Origin of the sequence: Streptomyces albidicamelliae (assembly GCF_025642175.1) — a bacterium.
Classification (GTDB): domain Bacteria; phylum Actinomycetota; class Actinomycetes; order Streptomycetales; family Streptomycetaceae; genus Streptomyces; species Streptomyces albidocamelliae.
In genome coordinates this window covers 5899627-5917350 of the sequence record NZ_CP106795.1, presented here as the reverse complement: position 1 = coordinate 5917350, position 17724 = coordinate 5899627, and the positions used below count along the sequence as shown (strand labels likewise).

Genomic DNA, 17724 nt, shown 5'->3' with positions numbered 1-17724 from the left:
CGGCCCCGCTGTGACGCCGGGGAAGCGCTCAGTTCTCGCGCTTCTCCTTGATCTTCGCGGCCTTGCCGCGCAGGTCACGGAGGTAGTACAGCTTGGCGCGGCGCACGTCACCACGGGTGACGAGCTCGATCTTCTCGACGATCGGGGTGTGCACCGGGAAGGTGCGCTCGACGCCGACGGAGAACGAGACCTTGCGGACCGTGAAGGTCTCGCGGACACCGGCGCCCTGGCGGCGGATGACGACGCCCTTGAACTGCTGCACACGGGAGCGGTTGCCCTCGATGACGCGCACGTGGACGTTGACGGTGTCACCCGGACGGAAGGCCGGGATGTCGCTGCGCAGCGACGACGCGTCGACGGTGTCGAGCAGGTGAGACATTTCGTCTGCTTTCTTCGCTGATGCCACAGGTCATCAACGGGAGATGGAGGTACAGGAGACTGCCGTGCGGGTCGGGGCGGGCGTCGTGTCCCCCTGTGGCAGGGGCGCACACCGGACGGACGCACAACAGCGGTCTATTGTTCCACGCCCCCGGCCCGGCGCCAAAATCGGCCGTACCGCTCGCCCTCGGGATCCGGTTCCCAGCCGAGGATGGAGAGCATCTCGCGGTCCTTCTTGTCGAAGGCCTCGGGCTCGCAGTGCTCGATCAGGTCGGGCCGGTTGGCCGTGGTGCGCCGCAGTGCCTCGTCCCTGCGCCAGCGGGCGATCTTCCCGTGGTGGCCGCTGAGCAGCACGTCGGGGATCCCCCGGCCGCGCCAGACGGGCGGCTTGGTGTGGACGGGGCCTTCCAGGAGGTTCGCCATCGCGCCGGGCGCGAAGGAGTCGTCCCGGTGGGACTCGGCGTTGCCGAGGACGCCGGGCAGCAGCCGGGCGACGGCCTCGGTGACGACCAGGACGGCCGCTTCGCCGCCGGCGAGGACGTAGTCACCGATGGAGACCTCGTACACGGGCATGCGGGTCGCGTACTCGTCCACCACGCGCCGGTCGATGCCCTCGTAGCGGGCCGGGGTGAAGATCAGCCAGGGGCGCTCGGAGAGTTCCACGGCCAGTTCCTGGGTGAAGGGACGGCCGCTCGGGGTGGGCACGATCAGCGCGGGGGCGCGGCCGCCGGCCTCGTAGCCGTCGGCGAGGACCGTGTCCAGGGCGTCGCCCCAGGGCTCGGTCTTCATGACCATGCCGGGGCCGCCGCCGTAGGGCGTGTCGTCGACGGTGTTGTGCCGGTCGTACGTCCAGGACCGCAGGTCGTGCACGTGCACGCCGAGCCGGCCGCGCGCGCGTGCCTTGCCGACGAGGGAGACGTTCAGGGGCTCCAGGTACTCGGGGAAGATCGTGACGACGTCGAGGCGCATCAGGACTCGTCCTCGTCACGGGAGGAGTCGATCTCGGCGCGGTCGTCGATCAGGCCCGGCGGAGGCGTGATGACGGCCCGCTGCGCCTCCAGGTCGATCTCGGCGACGATCTCCTCCACGAACGGGATCATCACCTCGGTGCCGTCCGGACGCTCCACGATGAACAGGTCCTGGGACGGCAGGTGCGAGATCTCGGTGATCCGGCCGACCTCGGTGCCGTCCTCGGTGACCACGTCGAGGTCCATCAGCTGGTGGTCGTAGTACTCGTCCTCGCCCTCGGGGAGTTCCTCGGGGTCGATCTCGGCGATCAGGAGGGTGTTGCGCAGGGCCTCGGCACCGGTGCGGTCGCGCACGCCCTCGAAGCGCAGGAGCAGCCGGCCGCTGTGCACCCGGCCCGTCTCGATGGTGAGCGGCCCCGCGGAGGCGGGGTCGGTGGCGAGTACGGCGCCGGGCGCGAGCCTGAGTTCGGGCTCGTCGGTACGCACCTCGACGGTGACCTCGCCCTTGATGCCATGGGCACGGCCGATCCGTGCGACTACCAGCTGCACTGTGCTTGCTCTCCTGTCATACGACTGCGGGCCGGGGACGGCCCAGTGGCCCTCCCCGGCCCGAGCCGGTTGCGATGAAGCGTCAGCGGACGTGGTCCACGTCGACGAGGTCGACGCGGACACCGCGACCGCCGATGGCGCCCACGACGGTACGCAGAGCGCGCGCGGTGCGGCCGTTGCGGCCGATCACCTTGCCGAGGTCGTCGGGGTGCACCCGGACCTCCAGCACACGCCCGCGGCGCAGGTTGCGCGAGGCGACCTGCACATCGTCAGGGTTGTCGACGATGCCCTTCACGAGGTGCTCAAGCGCCTCTTCGAGCATGCTGCTCAGGCCTCGGTCGACTCGGACTCGGCAGCGGCCTCGTCCTTCTTCTCAGCCTTCTTCTTCTGGGTGATCGCCTCACCCTTGCCCTCGTCGTCACCGCCGAGCGCCTCGAACGACGGACGCGTGGCCTTCGGCTCGGCGACGAGCAGCGGCGCCGGGGCGGGCTCGCCCTTGAACTTCTGCCAGTCGCCGGTCTTCTTCAGGATGGCGAGGACGGGCTCGGTCGGCTGCGCGCCGACACCCAGCCAGTACGCCACACGGTCGGCGTCCACCTCGATGACCGACGGGTTGTAGGTCGGGTGGTACTTGCCGATCTCCTCGATCGCACGGCCGTCACGGCGGGTGCGGGAGTCGGCGACGACGATGCGGTAGTGAGGCGAACGGATCTTGCCCAGACGCTTCAGCTTGATCTTGACTGCCACGGGAGTGAACTCTCCTGGTTTTGACGTGGTTGGGCACGGCAGGTTGCCGCGTGGGGTTGCGGTACCCGAGTGCCCGATGGACGCGTCAGCCGGAGGAGAGAGGGGTCCTGTGCGACTGTCGAGTACAGCTAGACATTGTGCCACACGCCGGGGACCGCTCTCGGCCGAGGTGGTTCCGGGCGCCCGGGCATGCCGGAGGGGCACCCGGCGCGGAGGTGAGGTACGTCGGGTGCGCCGCTCGGCGCCACGAGGTGCGGCCGTCTGCGCGGCAGCACCCCGATCGCTCGGCCCCACCGGCACCCACGAGATGCCGGTACGCGCGGCCGGCGGTTACGCCGCTCCCACGACCTCCGGGATCCGGAACGGCTTGCCGCAGCCGCCGCAGACGATCGGGGCCTGGGCCAGGACCGACGGGACCACCCGGACGTTGCGCCCGCAGTCGCAGACCGCCTTGACCCGGACGCCGCCGCCGGACGAGCCGTGCCGGGCGGCCGGACCGCGGAACGTGCGGGAGGTGTCGGAGGAGGTGGCCGCCGTGTGGGCCCGCAGCGCGCGCTGGAGCCGTTCCATCGTCGGGCGGTAGCGCCGCTTCGCCTCGGGGTTGAGCGTGACCAGGGAGAAGCCGCTGCTCGGGTGCGGCTCCTCGGGGTGGTCGAGGCCCAGCTCCTCGGCGATCGCGAGGAAGCGGCGGTTGTGGTAGCGGCCGGCCCGGGAGGTGTCGCGGATCCCGCGGGCGGCGGCGATGCCGTGGACTGCCTCGTGGAGCAGTCGCTCGAAGGAGAGCTCGTGACCGCACGCGGACGACGACTCCCCGATCAGGGACTCTGGCGCGGCAAGGTCCGGCAGCTCGGGGTGGTACCGCTGAATGTCGGCCCACGCCTGCGCCAGCTCTGCGGCGAGAACAGGTGGTGTCTGTGTCGTGCTCACGTAATGACAACGAGCGGGGGTGCCGCTGTGTTCCTATTCCGGGCCATCCCAAATAATTTGCACGTACCCGTCAGTTGCCGCTGATGCGTGCTGACGAGGGCGGGTGCGCTGATCTGCGGAGAAGCCTCACAGCTCGTACCAAGCTGGTGCGTAGGGAGTGATACGACCGGCGGGTAGTACGCGAGTGCGACGCCGGCCGGCGGCTGCGCAAGACGGGTTTCGGCCGCTCTGCCGACGGTGCCTCGTCCTGATCAGCGTCTGTGACGGCCGTGACGTTACCGCGCGCGCCCGGACCCCCGGCACCGGCGCGTACCTCGGGGCGGACACCGTACGGTCACCCGGGTTGCCGGGATGTGAAATCTCGCCACACTCGCCTCCGGACGGCAAGCCGGGCCCTACGACCCCTGGACGGGGCCGCGAGCCGGGAGTTACCTGGCATACGTGGGAAGTGCGCGCGCACGGCACGGGGGCCACGCAACCGGGCACAGCGGCGACTTGTCGGCGGATTGGGGCGCTTACCTATGACACCTACGCTCGTGCGGCAGCACCGGTCGCACGCGGATTCCACATCCCGCGTGGACCCGTGGGCACGCGCGCGTGACTGGTCGGAGATCCAGGAACGGATGCTGGTCCCGCTCTACGAGGCGGTCCACGAGCGGCTCGAAGTGGGCCCGGCCACCCGGCTGCTGGGCCTGCGCTGCGGCTCCGGGCTCGCGCTGCTGATGGCGGCCTCCCGAGGAGCGGCGGTGACCGGCGTGGACACCTCGCCGGAGCGGCTCGCCCTCGCCCGCGAACGCCTGCTGCCGGAGACGGCGCGCGGCCGGGACGCCGGGCGGGGCGGGAACGGCGGCACGCGCGCGCGTACGGCTCCAAGGCTGCTCGCCGCCGTGGACGCGGACGCGGCCGGAAAGGAGACGGCCGGGTTCGACGTGGTGACCGTCTTCGAGCCGGCCGGCTGTCCGGCGGGTGACTCCGAGGGGCTCGGCGAGCAGCTGGCGGCCGCGCTGCCGGCGGCCCGCCGGGGTGCCGCGGTGGTGCTGGTGGGCTGGGGTCCGCCGGAGCGCTGCGCCACCTCCTCCGTGCTGCGGGTGGCGACGAAGCCGGCGGATCCGCTGCCCAGCGCGCGCGGCTGGCGGCCGGCCCGCCGGGACGACCTGGAGGAGGTCGCCCAGCGGGCGGGGCTGAAGCCGGACGGCTCGGGGCGGGTCTCCTGCCCGTTCGGGTACGCCGGCCTGGACAGCGCCGTACGCGGGCTGCTGTCGACCGGCCTGTTCGACGCGGCGATCGCGGCGACGGACGCCAAGCAGGTCGACAAGGAGCTGACGGAGGCGCTGCACCCGCACCGGCGGCAGGACGGGACCGTGTGGATGCCGAACGTCTTCCGCTACCTCGTGGCCCGGGTGCCCTAGGCGGCGGGCGCGTCCTCGGCCGGGCGTCCCTCCCCCGCCATGAACCGCCAGACCAGGGCGTGTCCCAGGACGACGAGGACGATCAGCATGACGGCCTCGGCCTGGATGGGGGTCAGTCCCAGCGGCCGGGCCAGTTCCGGGAAGGCGCCGACGACGGCGATCAGGGCGTACATCAGGGCGGCACCGGCCTGCTGCCGGGTGACGAAGCGGTCGCCGCGGGCGCGGGCCAGCAGCCGCAGGGTGCAGCCGCAGCCGACCACGGCGAGGACGATGAAGGCGACCCGCCAGACCTGCGGCTGCTGCGCGCCGCCGACCTGGGCGAACAGGCCCATCAGGGCGGGCAGCAGGAACGACAGGTAGATCCCGCCGACGACGCGGCGCAGGGCCGGTTCGCGCATCCAGTCGGTGTGGCTCTGGACGACGTTCCACCAGAGGCCGACCAGGGTGAAGCAGGTGGCGGAGAACAGGGCGTAGAAGGTGCTGACATCCATGGACGACGAGGGTGGCAGCGCTGCCGCACCGGAGCACCGCCACACGCCCTGCACCCGCCTCGCCCCGCCGGTACGGACTATCGGCCGGCCCGGTCCCCGGAAGGGCGCCGGGTGCCGAGGGGCTGCGCGCTACGCCTCGCCGTTCTTGGTCAGGCGGGTGATTCCGGCGATCCGGTACGCGTCCGCCTCCTCCAGCGTCTCGTTCTCCAGGAGTGCCTGGGCGAGGGCGTCCAACTGGCCGCGGTGGTCGCGGAGTTTGTGCAGCGCCTCCTCGTAGCAGGCGTCCACGATGCGCCGCATCTCCGAGTCGATCACGTCCAGGGTCTGCGGCGCGGCCGACAGCCCGTACGCCTGCTGGGCGTCGCTGGGGAGGGCGGAGAGCCGGCCGACGCGTTCGCTCATGCCCCAGCGGGCCACCATGCCGCGCGCGATGTTGGTGACCTGTTCGAGGTCGTTCTCCGCGCCGGTGGTGACGACCCCGTAGACGACCTCCTCGGCGGCCATGCCGCCCAGGGCGCCGATGATGCGGCCGCGCAGGTACTCCTCCGAGTGCGCGTACCGCTCGACCTCGGGCGTGGACATGGTCACGCCGAGCGCCCGGCCGCGCGGCACGATGGTGATCTTGCGGACGGGGTCCGCGCCGGGCTGGAGCATGCCGAGGAGCGCGTGGCCGCTCTCGTGGTAGGCGGTGCGCCGTCGGTCCTCCTCGGGCATGACGAGGGTCCGCTCGGCGCCGAGCTGCACCTTCTCCAGGGCCTCGGACAGGTCCGCCCGGGTCACCCGCTCCTGCTTGCGCTTGACGGCGAGCAGGGCGGCCTCGTTGGCGAGATTGGCCAGATCCGCACCCGTCATGCCGGGGGTCACGCGCGCCAGCTGGGTGAGGTCCACATCGGGGTCGAGGGGCATCTCCCGGGTGTGGATCGCGAGGATCGCCTCGCGCCCCGCGCGGTCCGGCGGGGCCACGTTGACCACCCGGTCGAAGCGGCCGGGCCGGGTCAGCGCCGGGTCCAGGATGTCGGCCCGGTTGGTCGCGGCGATGACGATGACGCCCTCCCACCCCGAGAAGCCGTCCATCTCGGTGAGGATCTGGTTCAGCGTCTGCTCGCGCTCGTCGTGGCCGCTCACCGAGGCACCGCCGCCGCGCACCCGTCCGATGGTGTCGATCTCGTCGATGAAGATGATGGACGGCGCGACCTTGCGCGCCTCGCCGAACAGTTCGCGGACCCGGGAGGCGCCGACGCCGACGATCATCTCGATGAACTCGGACGCCGAGGCGGAGAAGAACGGCACCCCCGCCTCTCCCGCGACCGCCCGGGCCAGCAGGGTCTTGCCGGTTCCGGGCGAGCCGGCGAGGAGGACGCCGCGCGGCAGCTTCGCGCCCATCCGACGGTAGGTGTCGGGGTACTTGAGGAAGTCGACGACGTCGTCCAGTTCGCCCTTGACCTCGTCGATGCCCGCCACGTCCGCGAACGTCGTACGTCCGGTGCCGGGCCGCAGCTCGACCGGCTTGGGCGGTGGCTTGCGGCCGAACATGCCGCCCGGCCCGCCCATGCCCGCACGGATCCGCCGGGCGAAGAAGATCCACACCGCGGCCAGGATCACGATGGGGATGAGCGACAGCAGCAGGTTGGACAGGTAGCTGCGTTCCTGGACGACCGGTCGCGCGGTCACCGTGACGCCGTGGCTGCTCAGGCTCTGCCACAGCTTGTCGTCCGCGAAGGCGGGCCGCTGGGTCCGGAACTCCTTGTAGTCGCCACCGCCCTCGGGGTTGGCGCGGGGGCTCTTGAGCCGGCCCTGGATCGCGTCGCCCTTGGAGTAGATCTCGGCGACGTTGCCGGCGCCGACCTCCTTGCTGAACTCCGTGTAGGAGATCGTCGGCTCGTTGCCCTGGCCCAGGTAGTTCAGTCCGACGTAGGCCAGTACGAACACCATCACCGCGGTGGCGAAGAGCCCCCACCATCGGCCGCCCCGCCATCCGCCGCGCCGGGGCGGCTCGTCCGGTGTGCCCTCGGCTCGCCACGGCTGGTCAGGGGCTTTGCGGGGTGGCGCCGCATTGCTCATATCTGGACGTTACGACACGCGGCGGACCTCGGCATGCGCTGAGGGCGCCCCCTTGCGGAAGGGGGCGCCCTCGGCGGACGTACGCGCGGGACTCAGCCCATGAACTTCTTGAACTCGTCCGGCAGCTCGAAGTCCTGGGCGCCCTGCTGCGGCAGGCCGAGGGCGCCGCCCTGCGCGGCGGCCTCGCGGCGCTGGGCCTCCTCCAGCTCCTGCTGCCTGCGCTTCATCGGGTTGCCCGAGCGCTGCTTGCCCTTGGCCTTCTTCGGCTGCTTCTTGGTGCGGCCCGGCCCGCCGCCCATGCCCGGCATCCCGGGCAGGCCCGGCATGCCGCCGCCCTGGGCCATGCGGGACATCATCTTGCGGGCCTCGAAGAAGCGCTCGACGAGCCCCTTGACGGCGCTGACGTCGACGCCGGAACCCTTGGCGATACGGGCGCGGCGCGAACCGTTGATGATCGTCGGGTCCTGGCGCTCGCCCGGGGTCATCGACTTGATGATCGCCCCTACGCGGTCGACTTCCCGCTCGTCCAGGTTGTTGATCTGGTCCTTGATCTGGCCCATGCCGGGGAGCATGCCGAGCAGCTTGCTGATGCTGCCCATCTTGCGGACCTGCTCCATCTGGGACAGGAAGTCGTCGAGGGTGAAGTCCTGCCCCTTCTTGGACGCCAGCTTGGAGGCCATCTTCTGGGCCTCTTCCTGGCTGAAGGTCTTCTCCGCCTGCTCGATCAGGGTGAGCAGGTCACCCATGTCGAGGATGCGGGAGGCCATCCGGTCCGGGTGGAACGCGTCGAACTCGTCGAGCTTCTCGCCGTTGGAGGCGAACATGATCGGCTTGCCGGTGATCTGCCGGATGGACAGGGCCGCGCCACCGCGGGCGTCACCGTCGAGCTTGGAGAGGACCACGCCGTCGAAACCGACGCCGTCGCGGAAGGCCTCGGCGGTGTTGACCGCGTCCTGGCCGATCATCGCGTCGACGACGAAGAGAATCTCGTCCGGGGAGACGGCGTCCCGGATGTCCGCGGCCTGCTGCATCATCTCCTGGTCGATGCCGAGCCGGCCGGCGGTGTCCACGATCACGATGTCGTGGACCTTGGACCGCGCGTGGTCGATGGAGTCCTTGGCGACCTTGACCGGGTCGCCCACGCCGTTGCCCGGCTCGGGGGCGTAGACGGAGACGCCGGCGCGCTCGGCGACGACGCTCAGCTGGTTGACGGCGTTCGGACGCTGGAGGTCGGCGGCGACCAGCAGGGGTGAGTGGCCCTGCTCCTTCAGCCAGCGGCCGAGCTTGCCCGCGAGGGTGGTCTTACCGGCACCCTGCAGACCCGCGAGCATGATCACGGTCGGCGGCTGCTTGGCGAACCGCAGCCGGCGGGTCTCCCCGCCGAGGATCGTGACGAGCTCGTCGTTGACGATCTTGAGGACCTGCTGGGCCGGGTTCAGGGCGCGGGAGACCTCGGCGCCGAGCGCACGCTCCTTGACGTTCTTGATGAACGTGCGGACGACCGGCAGGGCCACGTCCGCCTCGAGGAGCGCGATGCGGATCTCGCGTGCCGTGGCGTCGATGTCCGCCTCGGAAAGCCGTCCCTTGCCGCGCAGGTTCTTGAAAGTCGCTGACAGGCGGTCGGAGAGAGTGTCGAACACGGCGCTCGCGGTCCTCGGGGTCGGTGACGGTCTTCAGGGAATCGCCCTCCAGGGTATCCCGGAGCAGGAGCCACCGGAGCAGGGTCACCCGCGCAGGGTCTCCTCCAGCACTCCGGCCGTGGCCGCGGCGTCCTGCGCGGGCAGCGGGGCGCCCGTGCCGGACGTGACGTAGAACGCGTCGACGGCGTTCGAGCCGAGCGTGCTGACGTGCATGCTGCGCACCCGCACCCCCGCCTTCTCCAGGGCCGAGCCGATCCGGTGCAGCAGTCCGGGGGCGTCCTGGGCGCGGACCTCGATCACGGTGGCGAGGTGGGAGGCCGCCGGGGCCACCGTCACCCTCGGTGGCGGGGCGCTCCAGCCGCGCCGGCGCGGATAGGCGGCGTCGCGCTCGGCGAGGCGCCCGGCGATGTCCAGGGAGCCGTCCAGGGCACGGACCAGGTCGGCGCGCAGCCGGGCCGCCTGGGGCAGCGAGCCGTACTCGGCCGCCACCCGCCAGTTGAGCAGCAGCACCGAGCCGTCGTCGACGCCGTCCGGCAGGCTCAGGGTGCGCAGCTCCGCGGTGCGGACGGTGAGGCGGTGCACGGCGAGGACGCCGGCGACCGCGGGCAGCACGCCGGGCTGGTCGGGTACGGCGATGAGCAGTTCGACGCCGAGGGGTTCCGGCTCGCCGGAGGGCTCCTCGCCGGTGACCGGTTCGGGCTGCGCGCGCAGGGCGAGGACCGGGCCGCCGGTGCGGTGGGCCTCGACGGCGAGGCGTTCCTGCTCGGCCGTGGGCGCGGCGGGCTCGGGCTCCTCGACGGCGTCCCCGGCGAGGACGGCCGCGACGCGGCCGACCAGGTCGACGACGAGCGAGCCGCGCCAGGACGACCAGGCGGCCGGTCCGGTCGCGAGCGCGTCGGCCTCCGTCAGGGCGTGCAGCAGTTCCAGGGTGCTCTGGGTGCCGACCGCGTCGGCGACCGAGCGGAGGGTGGCCGGGTCGTCCAGGTCGCGCCGGGTGGCGGACTCGATCAGCAGCAGGTGGTGCCGGACGAGGGTGGCGAGGACGCCCGCGTCGGCGCGGTCGAAGCCGATCCGGGCGGCCACGTCCTTGGTGATGATCTCGCCCGCCAGCGAGTGGTCGCCGGGCCAGCCCTTGCCGATGTCGTGCAGCAGGGCGGCGACCAGGAGCAGGTCGGGGCGGCTGACCCGGCGCGTCAGCTCGGAGGCGCGGACCGCCGTCTCGATCAGGTGCCGGTCGACCGTCCAGACGTGGACGGCGTTGCGCTGCGGACGGCAGCGGACCCGCTCCCAGTCCGGCAGGATGCGGGTGATCAGCCTTTCGGCCTCCAGCGCCTCCCAGACCTCGACCGTCGGGCGGCCGGACCCCAGGAGGGTCACCAGCTGCTCGCGCGCCTCGGCGGGCCAGGGCGTGGGCAGGGGCCGTGCGGTGGCGGCCATGCGCCGTACGGCGTGCAGGGACAGCGGGAGTCCGGCCTGGGCGGCGGCGGCCGCGGCGCGCAGGGGCAGCACGGGGTCGCGTTCGGGCCGGGCGGTGCGGGCGAGCACCACCTCGCCGTCCTGCTCGACCACGCCCTCGGCGAGCGGGGAGCGCTCGGCGACCGGCTTGCCGCCGCCGAGCATGGCGCGCAGACGCGGCCGGACGGCGCGCGAGCGCAGGACGCGCCCCACCTCGCGCCAGGTGACGTCGCTGGCGTACGACACGATCCGCGCCGCCTCGTACACCTGGCGCAGCAGCGTGTCGGCGTCCAGCAGGCCGAGCTCGGCCGCGACCTGGTCCTGCTCCTGGAGGGCGAGCCGGTCGGTGGCGCGGCCGGTGGCCAGATGGAGTGCGTCGCGCACGTCGAGCAGGCGCCGGCGGGCGTCGGCGAGCCCTTCGCGGGGCGCGTCGGCGAGCCAGGAGGCGGCCACGGCACGCAGCGCGGTGGCGTCGCGGAGTCCGCCGCGGGCCTCCTTGAGGTCGGGTTCCAGCAGGTACTGCAGTTCGCCCTGGCGTTCGGCCCGCTCGGCGCAGAGCGCCTGGAGCTCGGGGAGGCGCTTGGGGGCCTGGTTCCGCCAGTCGGCGAGGACGGCGGTGCGCAGGCCCGCGGTGAGCCCGAGGTCGCCGGCGAGATGGCGGGCGTCCAGCAGGCCCAGGTGGACCTTCAGGTCGTCCGCGGCCGTCTTGCGGGCCTCCACCGGGGTGCGCACGGAGTGGTCGAGGGCGATGCCGAGGTCCCAGACGGGATACCAGAGGCGGTCGGCGAGGGCGGCGACCGCGCCCGGGTCGGAGCCGTCGTGGAGCAGCAGCAGGTCGAGGTCGCTGCGCGGGGACAGCTCACCGCGCCCGTAGCCGCCCACGGCGACGAGGGAGGCGCCCCTGAAGCCGCCGGCCGCCGCCGTGAACAGGCCGGTGAGCCAGTCGTCGGTCAGTTCCGCGAGGGCGGCACGGCGCGGCGGCCCGGACCGCGCCCCCTCGGTGAGGAGGCGCAGCCGGGCCGCCGCGTAGCCGCCGGGTCCCGAGTCTTCCGCTTCTGTCCGCACATCCGTACCCGTCACCCGGCGACTCCCGTCCTTGTGCTGTGTCAGAGCCCTACCGCCGCGTCAGAGCGCGTCCGGGCCGCGCTCACCCGTGCGGACCCGTACGGCCGTCTCGACCGGCACGGACCAGACCTTGCCGTCACCGATCTTGCCGGTGCGGGCGGCCTTGACGACGACCTCTACCAGCTGGTCGGCCTCGTCGTCCTCGGCCAGCACCTCGATGCGGATCTTGGGAACCAGGTCGACGGTGTACTCGGCCCCGCGGTAGACCTCGGTGTGGCCCCGCTGCCGACCGTAGCCGCTGGCCTCGGTGACCGTCAGCCCGTGGACGCCGAAGGCCTGAAGGGCCTCCTTGATCTCGTCCAGCCGGTGGGGCTTGACCACGGCGGTGATGAGCTTCATGCGTCCACCTTCTTGTTCTGCGTGGCGGTGAGGGCCGAAGCGGCTGCGGCGGAGCCGAGGACACCGCCGCCTGCGCCGCTGAAGTCGTACGCGGTCTCGGCGTGCTCGGCCTGGTCGATGCCGGAGACCTCCTCGTCCTCGGAGACCCGCATCCCGATGGTCCGGTCGAGCAGGAAGGCGAGGACGGCGGAGACGATCAGGGAGTAGGCGAGGACCGCGAAGACACCGGCGCACTGCTTCCACAGCTGGGTGAAGGAGTGGTCGCCGTAGAAGACACCCGTGGCGGCGGACTGGCCCTTGCCGGTGGCGAAGAAGCCGATGAGCAGGGAGCCGATGATGCCGCCGACCATGTGGACGCCGACGACGTCGAGGGAGTCGTCGTAGCCGAACCGGAACTTCAGGCCGACGGCGGCGGCGCAGGCGACACCGGCGACGGCGCCGACGGCGATCGCGCCGAGCGGGGAGACCGCGCCGCCGGACGGGGTGATCGCGACCAGGCCGGCGACCGCGCCGGAGGCGGCGCCCAGGGTGGTGAACGCGCCGTGCCGGATCTTCTCGTAGGCGAGCCAGGCCAGCATGGCCGCGGCCGTCGCGACCTGCGTGTTCACGAACATCAGCGCGCCCACGCCGTCGTCGTTGCCGAGCCAGGAGCCCGCGTTGAAGCCGAACCAGCCGAACCACAGCAGGCCCGCGCCGAGCATGACCAGCGGAAGGCTGTGCGGGCGCATCGGGTCCTTCTTGAAGCCGACGCGCCTGCCGATGACGAGGATGACACCGAGGGCCGCGGCACCGGCGTTGATGTGGACCGCCGTGCCACCCGCGAAGTCGATCACACCGAGCTTGTAGGCCCAGCCGTCGGCGCCCCAGACCCAGTGGGCGACCGGGACGTAGACGACCGTGACCCACAGGGCGACGAACAGGGCCCACGCCGAGAACTTCACGCGGTCCGCGAGGGCGCCGCTTATCAGGGCCGGCGTGATGATGGCGAACATCAGCTGGAAGACCATGAAGACGAAGATCGGGATGGTGTAGCCGTCCCACAGCTCGGTCAGGCCGATGTTGCTCAGGCCGAGCCAGTCGGCGTTCCAGCCGAGGAGGCTGTTGCCCGTGCCGAAGGCGAGGGAGAAGCCGTAGAGCACCCAGAGAATGGTGACGATGCCCATGCTGATGAAGCTCATCATCAGCATGTTGAGAGTGCTCTTGACGCGGACCATGCCTCCGTAGAAGAAGGCCAGGCCCGGGGTCATGAGCAGCACCAGGGCGGAACAGATGAGCATGAAGCCTGTGTTCGCGGAGGAAAGCTTGGGTGCCTCCGCGGCAAGCGTGATGGCCGGTGCCATCGGCGTCTCCTCGTCGGTTGGTACGGCCCCGTGCGGGCGGTGCCTGAGCGGTCCGGTCGGGGTGAGGGGTGGGCCGGTTATGCGCCATGAGACTGGCGCAGCGCGGTTTCGGCGGAGGCCCCTCGTTGTTTCGCCGGGGTGACGAAGACGCCGTGCGTGTTACGCGTCGGTGAAGTGCGGGAGACCCGGCCGCGCCATCGTTATCGTGGCGCAACCTTCTCCGGCAGGCATGCGGAGGAGACGGGCCGGCCGCGGGCGGCCTCTCGATGACCTGGCATGGGGGAGCCGAGTCGGGCAGTTCGGGAGGACCGGCCGCGGCCGGGGCTCGGGGGATCCGGGGTGGGTCAGACCGCCTCGGCGGTCTCGGGCAGGTCGACGGCGAGCTGGTCGCTGAGGTCGACGACGGCGGTGAGGTCGCCGTGGTCGCGCACGGCCGTGTCGACCGTCTTGCGGATCCGCGTGTTCACCCGCTCCGAGCGGACCTTCTTGGCGATCGCCATGGCCCGCGAGGCGTAGTCCGTGCTGCGCTCGGGCTCGCGCTGGAGCAGGTGCACGGTCGCCATGCCGATCAGGTTGAGCGCGTACGACCGCTGATGCTCGCTGTCCTTGGCGAACAGGTCCACCGCGCGCTGCATGAGCGGCTCGGCGAGGGACGCGTAGGTGGGGCTGCGGCCGGCGACATAGGCGAGGTCGCGGAAGGAGTGGGAGTTCTCGCCGTACAGCTCGGCCTCGGAGAAGAAGCGGATCCAGTCGGGGTCCGGCTCGTCCCACTCGTCGGCCTCGGCGAAGGTGTCCTCGGCCATCCGGACGGCACGCTTGGTCTTGCCGGGCTGGCCCATGTTGGCGTAGGCGCGGGCCTCCATCGCATACAGCATCGACTGGGTGCGCGGACTGGCGCAGTCGCGGCTGCCGTACTGGGCGAGGTGGATGAGTTCCAGGGCGTCGTCGGGCCGGCCGAGGTGGATCATCTGGCGGCTCATGCTGGACAGCACGTACGAGCCGAGCGGCTTGTCGCCGGCCTCCTTGGCCGCGTGCAGGGCGAGGACGAAGTACTTCTGCGCGGTGGGCTGGAGGCCCACGTCGTACGACATCCAGCCCGCGAGTTCGGCGAGTTCCGCGGCGACCTTGAAGAGCTTGCGGGTGGTGGCCTCGGGCTGGGGTTCCTGGAGGAGGTCGGTGACCTCGTGCAGCTGGCCGACGACCGCCTTGCGGCGTAGGCCGCCACCGCACTGGGCGTCCCACTGGCGGAACATCCGCGTCGTGGACTCCAGCAGGTCCAGCTCGGGCCTGGACAGCCGGCCCGGCCTGCGGGCGTCGAGCCCGCTCTCCGGCTCGGGCGGGGCCGCGGAGCCCGGGGTGGGCACGAGCCAGCGCTGCATGGGCTCGATGAGCGAGGGGCCCGCGGACAGCGCCAGCGAGGTGCCGAGGAAGCCCCGGCGGGCCAGCATCAGGTCGCTGCGCGAGAACTCGCTGAGCAGGGCGACGGTCTGCGGGCCCGTCCACGGCAGGTCGACGCCGGACGCGGAGGGTGACTGGCGGGCGGCACGCAGGCCGAGGTCCTCGATGGAGACCACGCAGCCGAAGCGCTCGGAGAACAGCTCCGAGAGGATCCGCGGGATCGGCTCGCGCGGATTCTCCCCGTCCAGCCAGCGCCGTACGCGCGAGGTGTCGGTGGAGATGTGGTTGGCACCCAACTGGCGTGCTCTGCGGTTCACTTGGCGGGCCAGCTCGCCCTTGGACCAGCCGCTGCGCACGAACCACGAGCCGAGCAGCTCGTTGGGGCGCTTGTCAGCGTTCGCACCGCTACCGCCGTTGCCGCCCACTGGAACGCCCCCATCCCTGAGACCACTTGCCGCCGATTGCGCCAAGCCCTATCAGAATGCCGGTAAATACGGCTTCCCGTCCGCCGGTTCTCACCCTTCGAACGAGATGACGACTCGCCTCCGGCATACCCACTGATGCATATGCCTCCTGGACTCGCACACTCACCGTAATCCTACGATCACCGGTGCAGCCACGTGGATCCCTGAAACGCCACCATTCGCCACCCCTTCGAATGAACTCACGGTCGCCCAGGCGCGATTCACTTGACATAGGACGACTGGAAGTCGGCGGAGTGATGCACCCGGGGGCGCATGGTCACCGGCGCGCCACCCGAAGCGCTCCGATGCGCCGCCTTGGCCTCACGGGACCGAGGGCAGGCGGAGCCGTAGCGTTACGTTCCGCTTCCGTCTCGTTCCGTGTCGTAACCACCGGCGCGCAGGACCCGTTGGAGGGGGCATGGGCTTCACGATCGGCGGCATTCGCGAGATCCGTTCCGGCACACGTCGGCGCGGCCGTTCGTCGGAGTGCACCGCCGTCGCCGAGTTCACCGGGCTGTGGGGCTGGGACGCGGTCCCCGGCGCACGGGCCGCGGCGGGCGTCTGCTCGTGCGGGCGCACCGGCTGCCCGGCGCCCGGCGCGCATCCGCTGGACTTCGCCCCGCAGGTGCCGGCCGGGGCCACGCTGGACGAGGTGACCAAGACCTGGTCCGAGTTCCCGGGCGCCGCGGTGATGCTGCCGGTCGGCCAGGCGTTCGACGTCATCGAGGTCTCCGAGGCCGCCGGGCGCCGCGCCCTGGTCCGCCTGGAACGCATGGGCCTCCCCCTCGGCCCGGTGACCGCGACACCGGACGGCCGCGCCCACTTCTTCGTGGCCCCCGGCGCCGCCGCCGGGCTCCCCCGGCTGCTGTACCGCATGGGCTGGGACGATCCCTCGGCGCTGGACCTGCGCGGTCTCGGCCCGGGGTCCCACATCACCGCGCCGCCCTCCGACCGCGGGGGCCTCGGCCCGGTGCGCTGGCTGCGGCCGCCCGCGCTGGACTCGGCGACGCGGCCGCCGGCGGCCCGGCTGCTGCTGGGCACCCTGGCGTACGTGGCGCACCGGTCGCGCGCGCGGGCGTAGCGCGCCGGACAGAGCGAAGCGCCCGTCCCCAACTGCACCTTGGGGGCGGGCGCTTCTTGCCTGTCCGGAGCCGCGGCCGGGAGTGCTCCGCGGACGGTGGGCGGACGGTGGTCAGTCGCCGATCAGGGCGTCCACGAACGCCTCCGGCTCGAACGGCGCGAGGTCGTCCGCGCCCTCGCCGAGCCCGATCAGCTTGACCGGGACGCCCAGCTCGCGCTGGACGGCGACGACGATGCCGCCCTTGGCCGTACCGTCGAGCTTGGTCAGCACGATGCCGGTGATGTCCACGACCTCGGCGAAGACCCGCGCCTGCACCAGGCCGTTCTGGCCGGTGGTGGCGTCGAGGACCAGCAGCACCTCGTCCAGCGGCGCGTGCTTCTCCACGACGCGCTTGACCTTGCCCAGCTCGTCCATGAGACCGGTCTTGGTGTGCAGGCGGCCGGCGGTGTCGATGAGGACCACGTCGACCCCCATCTCCTTGCCCTCCTTCACCGCGTCGAAGGCGACGGAGGCGGGGTCGCCCGCCTCCGGCCCGCGCACGGTGTGGGCGCCGACGCGCTCGCCCCAGGTCTGGAGCTGGTCGGCGGCGGCGGCGCGGAAGGTGTCGGCGGCGCCGAGCACGACCGTGCGGCCGTCGGCCACGAGCACGCGGGCGAGCTTGCCGGTGGTGGTGGTCTTGCCGGTGCCGTTGACGCCGACGACCATCACGATGCCCGGCTTGCGGTCCTCGGGCTCGGTCCTGACCGTGCGGTCGACGTCGGTGCCGACCAGCTTGAGCAGCTCCTCGCGGAGCAGGCCGCGCAGCTCCGCCGGGGTGCGGGTGCCGAGCACCTTCACCCGCTCGCGCAGGCTGTCGACCAGTTCCTGGGTGGGCTGCACGCCGACGTCGGCGGTGAGCAGGGTGTCCTCGATCTCCTCCCAGGTGTCGTCGTCCAGGTGCTCGCGCGAGAGCAGCGTGAGCAGACCCTTGCCGAGGGCGGTCTGGGAACGGGACAGGCGGGCGCGCAGCCGGACCAGCCGGCCCGCGGTGGGCTCCGGGATCTCGAGCTGCGGGACCTCGAGTTCGGGGCCGGTGGGAGGCTCCTCTACGACGACCGGTGCGGGGCCGCCGGGGAGATCCACCTCCTCGATCGTCCGGCGCGGCTCGTCGCGCGGCGTCTCGGCCTCGTCGCCGACGTGCGGCTCGGCCGGGGGCGCGGTGATGTCGGGCGTCTTCGGGGGCGGCGGTGGCAGCGGCTTCCGGCGCCGGCTGCCCACGATCAGCCCGCCGAGCGCACCGAGCACGACCACGGCGATGACTACAGCAAGGATGATGGTTTCCATAACCCGTCCAGTATCAGCCATGGGTTACC

General features: G+C 72.0%; 16 protein-coding genes. 2 read left to right on the top strand and 14 right to left on the bottom strand.

Annotated elements, in window-relative coordinates:
- Positions 1-28 precede the first annotated feature (28 nt).
- From rplS to N8I86_RS27115, 6 genes are all read right to left on the bottom strand, one after another.
- Positions 29-379 (bottom strand): 50S ribosomal protein L19, encoded by a 351-nt coding sequence (gene rplS / locus N8I86_RS27140; RefSeq protein ID WP_073889956.1) that lies wholly within the window; start codon positions 377-379, stop codon positions 29-31.
- A gap of 134 nt (positions 380-513) precedes the next feature.
- Entirely contained in the window at positions 514-1347 is an 834-nt protein-coding gene (gene trmD / locus N8I86_RS27135) for a tRNA (guanosine(37)-N1)-methyltransferase TrmD (RefSeq protein WP_073889954.1), read from the bottom strand.
- On the bottom strand, positions 1347-1895 hold the full coding sequence (gene rimM, locus N8I86_RS27130; protein WP_073889953.1) for a ribosome maturation factor RimM: 549 nt from the start codon (positions 1893-1895) through the stop codon (positions 1347-1349). Before rimM ends, trmD begins: the two co-directional genes overlap by 1 nt.
- Before the next feature lie 82 nt (positions 1896-1977).
- Positions 1978-2217, bottom strand: a complete 240-nt coding sequence (locus N8I86_RS27125) for an RNA-binding protein (RefSeq protein ID WP_003973401.1) — start codon at positions 2215-2217, stop codon at positions 1978-1980.
- A 5-nt stretch (positions 2218-2222) separates the two neighbouring features.
- Positions 2223-2642, bottom strand: a complete 420-nt coding sequence (gene rpsP / locus N8I86_RS27120) for a 30S ribosomal protein S16 (RefSeq protein WP_020942484.1) — start codon at positions 2640-2642, stop codon at positions 2223-2225.
- Between the two features lie 330 nt (positions 2643-2972).
- Entirely contained in the window at positions 2973-3569 is a 597-nt protein-coding gene (locus N8I86_RS27115; RefSeq protein WP_073889951.1) for a hypothetical protein, read from the bottom strand.
- Positions 3570-4090: 521 nt separating this feature from the next.
- Here N8I86_RS27115 and N8I86_RS27110 point away from each other — a divergent pair.
- Positions 4091-4978, top strand: coding sequence for a class I SAM-dependent methyltransferase (locus tag N8I86_RS27110; RefSeq protein WP_198960330.1), 888 nt, complete (start codon positions 4091-4093; stop codon positions 4976-4978).
- Here N8I86_RS27110 and N8I86_RS27105 read toward each other — a convergent pair.
- From N8I86_RS27105 to nsdA, 7 genes are all read right to left on the bottom strand, one after another.
- Positions 4975-5469: a hypothetical protein gene (locus N8I86_RS27105; RefSeq protein ID WP_073889948.1), complete on the bottom strand. Its 495-nt coding sequence runs from the start codon at positions 5467-5469 to the stop codon at positions 4975-4977. The genes N8I86_RS27110 and N8I86_RS27105 overlap by 4 nt on opposite strands.
- A 129-nt stretch (positions 5470-5598) precedes the next feature.
- On the bottom strand, positions 5599-7530 hold the full coding sequence (gene ftsH / locus N8I86_RS27100; RefSeq protein WP_073889947.1) for an ATP-dependent zinc metalloprotease FtsH: 1932 nt from the start codon (positions 7528-7530) through the stop codon (positions 5599-5601).
- Between the two features lie 92 nt (positions 7531-7622).
- Positions 7623-9170 (bottom strand): signal recognition particle protein, encoded by a 1548-nt coding sequence (gene ffh, locus N8I86_RS27095; RefSeq protein WP_263278909.1) that lies wholly within the window; start codon positions 9168-9170, stop codon positions 7623-7625.
- A gap of 84 nt (positions 9171-9254) precedes the next feature.
- Entirely contained in the window at positions 9255-11705 is a 2451-nt protein-coding gene (locus N8I86_RS27090) for a [protein-PII] uridylyltransferase (protein ID WP_263278908.1), read from the bottom strand.
- A gap of 45 nt (positions 11706-11750) precedes the next feature.
- Complete coding sequence (locus N8I86_RS27085; protein WP_073889940.1) at positions 11751-12089, bottom strand: P-II family nitrogen regulator; 339 nt, start codon at positions 12087-12089, stop codon at positions 11751-11753.
- Complete coding sequence (locus N8I86_RS27080) at positions 12086-13429, bottom strand: ammonium transporter (RefSeq protein WP_073889939.1); 1344 nt, start codon at positions 13427-13429, stop codon at positions 12086-12088. The genes N8I86_RS27085 and N8I86_RS27080 overlap by 4 nt, the downstream gene beginning before the upstream one ends.
- Before the next feature lie 344 nt (positions 13430-13773).
- A complete protein-coding gene (gene nsdA, locus N8I86_RS27075; protein WP_123436540.1) occupies positions 13774-15252 on the bottom strand; it encodes a transcriptional repressor NsdA in 1479 nt (492 codons plus the stop codon).
- 457 nt (positions 15253-15709) lie between these two features.
- On the opposite strand from nsdA, the gene N8I86_RS27070 reads away from it, so the two are divergent.
- Positions 15710-16372: a bifunctional DNA primase/polymerase gene (locus N8I86_RS27070; RefSeq protein ID WP_073889935.1), complete on the top strand. Its 663-nt coding sequence runs from the start codon at positions 15710-15712 to the stop codon at positions 16370-16372.
- Positions 16373-16483: 111 nt separating this feature from the next.
- On the opposite strand, the gene ftsY is transcribed toward N8I86_RS27070, so the two are convergent.
- Positions 16484-17695: a signal recognition particle-docking protein FtsY gene (gene ftsY, locus N8I86_RS27065; RefSeq protein ID WP_073889932.1), complete on the bottom strand. Its 1212-nt coding sequence runs from the start codon at positions 17693-17695 to the stop codon at positions 16484-16486.
- Between the last annotated feature and the right edge of the window lie 29 nt (positions 17696-17724).

Bases quoted from the DNA above. Each gene is read 5' to 3' on its own strand.
- ftsY (WP_073889932.1), bottom strand. From the start codon at position 17,695: ATGGAAACCATCATCCTTGCTGTAGTCATCGCCGTGGTCGTGCTCGGT.
- N8I86_RS27070 (WP_073889935.1), top strand. From the start codon at position 15,710: ATGGGCTTCACGATCGGCGGCATTCGCGAGATCCGTTCCGGCACACGT.
- rplS (WP_073889956.1), bottom strand. From the start codon at position 379: ATGTCTCACCTGCTCGACACCGTCGACGCGTCGTCGCTGCGCAGCGAC.
- N8I86_RS27080 (WP_073889939.1), bottom strand. From the start codon at position 13,429: ATGGCACCGGCCATCACGCTTGCCGCGGAGGCACCCAAGCTTTCCTCC.
- N8I86_RS27110 (WP_198960330.1), top strand. From the start codon at position 4,091: ATGACACCTACGCTCGTGCGGCAGCACCGGTCGCACGCGGATTCCACA.
- N8I86_RS27105 (WP_073889948.1), bottom strand. From the start codon at position 5,469: ATGGATGTCAGCACCTTCTACGCCCTGTTCTCCGCCACCTGCTTCACC.
- N8I86_RS27085 (WP_073889940.1), bottom strand. From the start codon at position 12,089: ATGAAGCTCATCACCGCCGTGGTCAAGCCCCACCGGCTGGACGAGATC.
- ftsH (WP_073889947.1), bottom strand. From the start codon at position 7,530: ATGAGCAATGCGGCGCCACCCCGCAAAGCCCCTGACCAGCCGTGGCGA.
- trmD (WP_073889954.1), bottom strand. From the start codon at position 1,347: ATGCGCCTCGACGTCGTCACGATCTTCCCCGAGTACCTGGAGCCCCTG.
- N8I86_RS27125 (WP_003973401.1), bottom strand. From the start codon at position 2,217: ATGCTCGAAGAGGCGCTTGAGCACCTCGTGAAGGGCATCGTCGACAAC.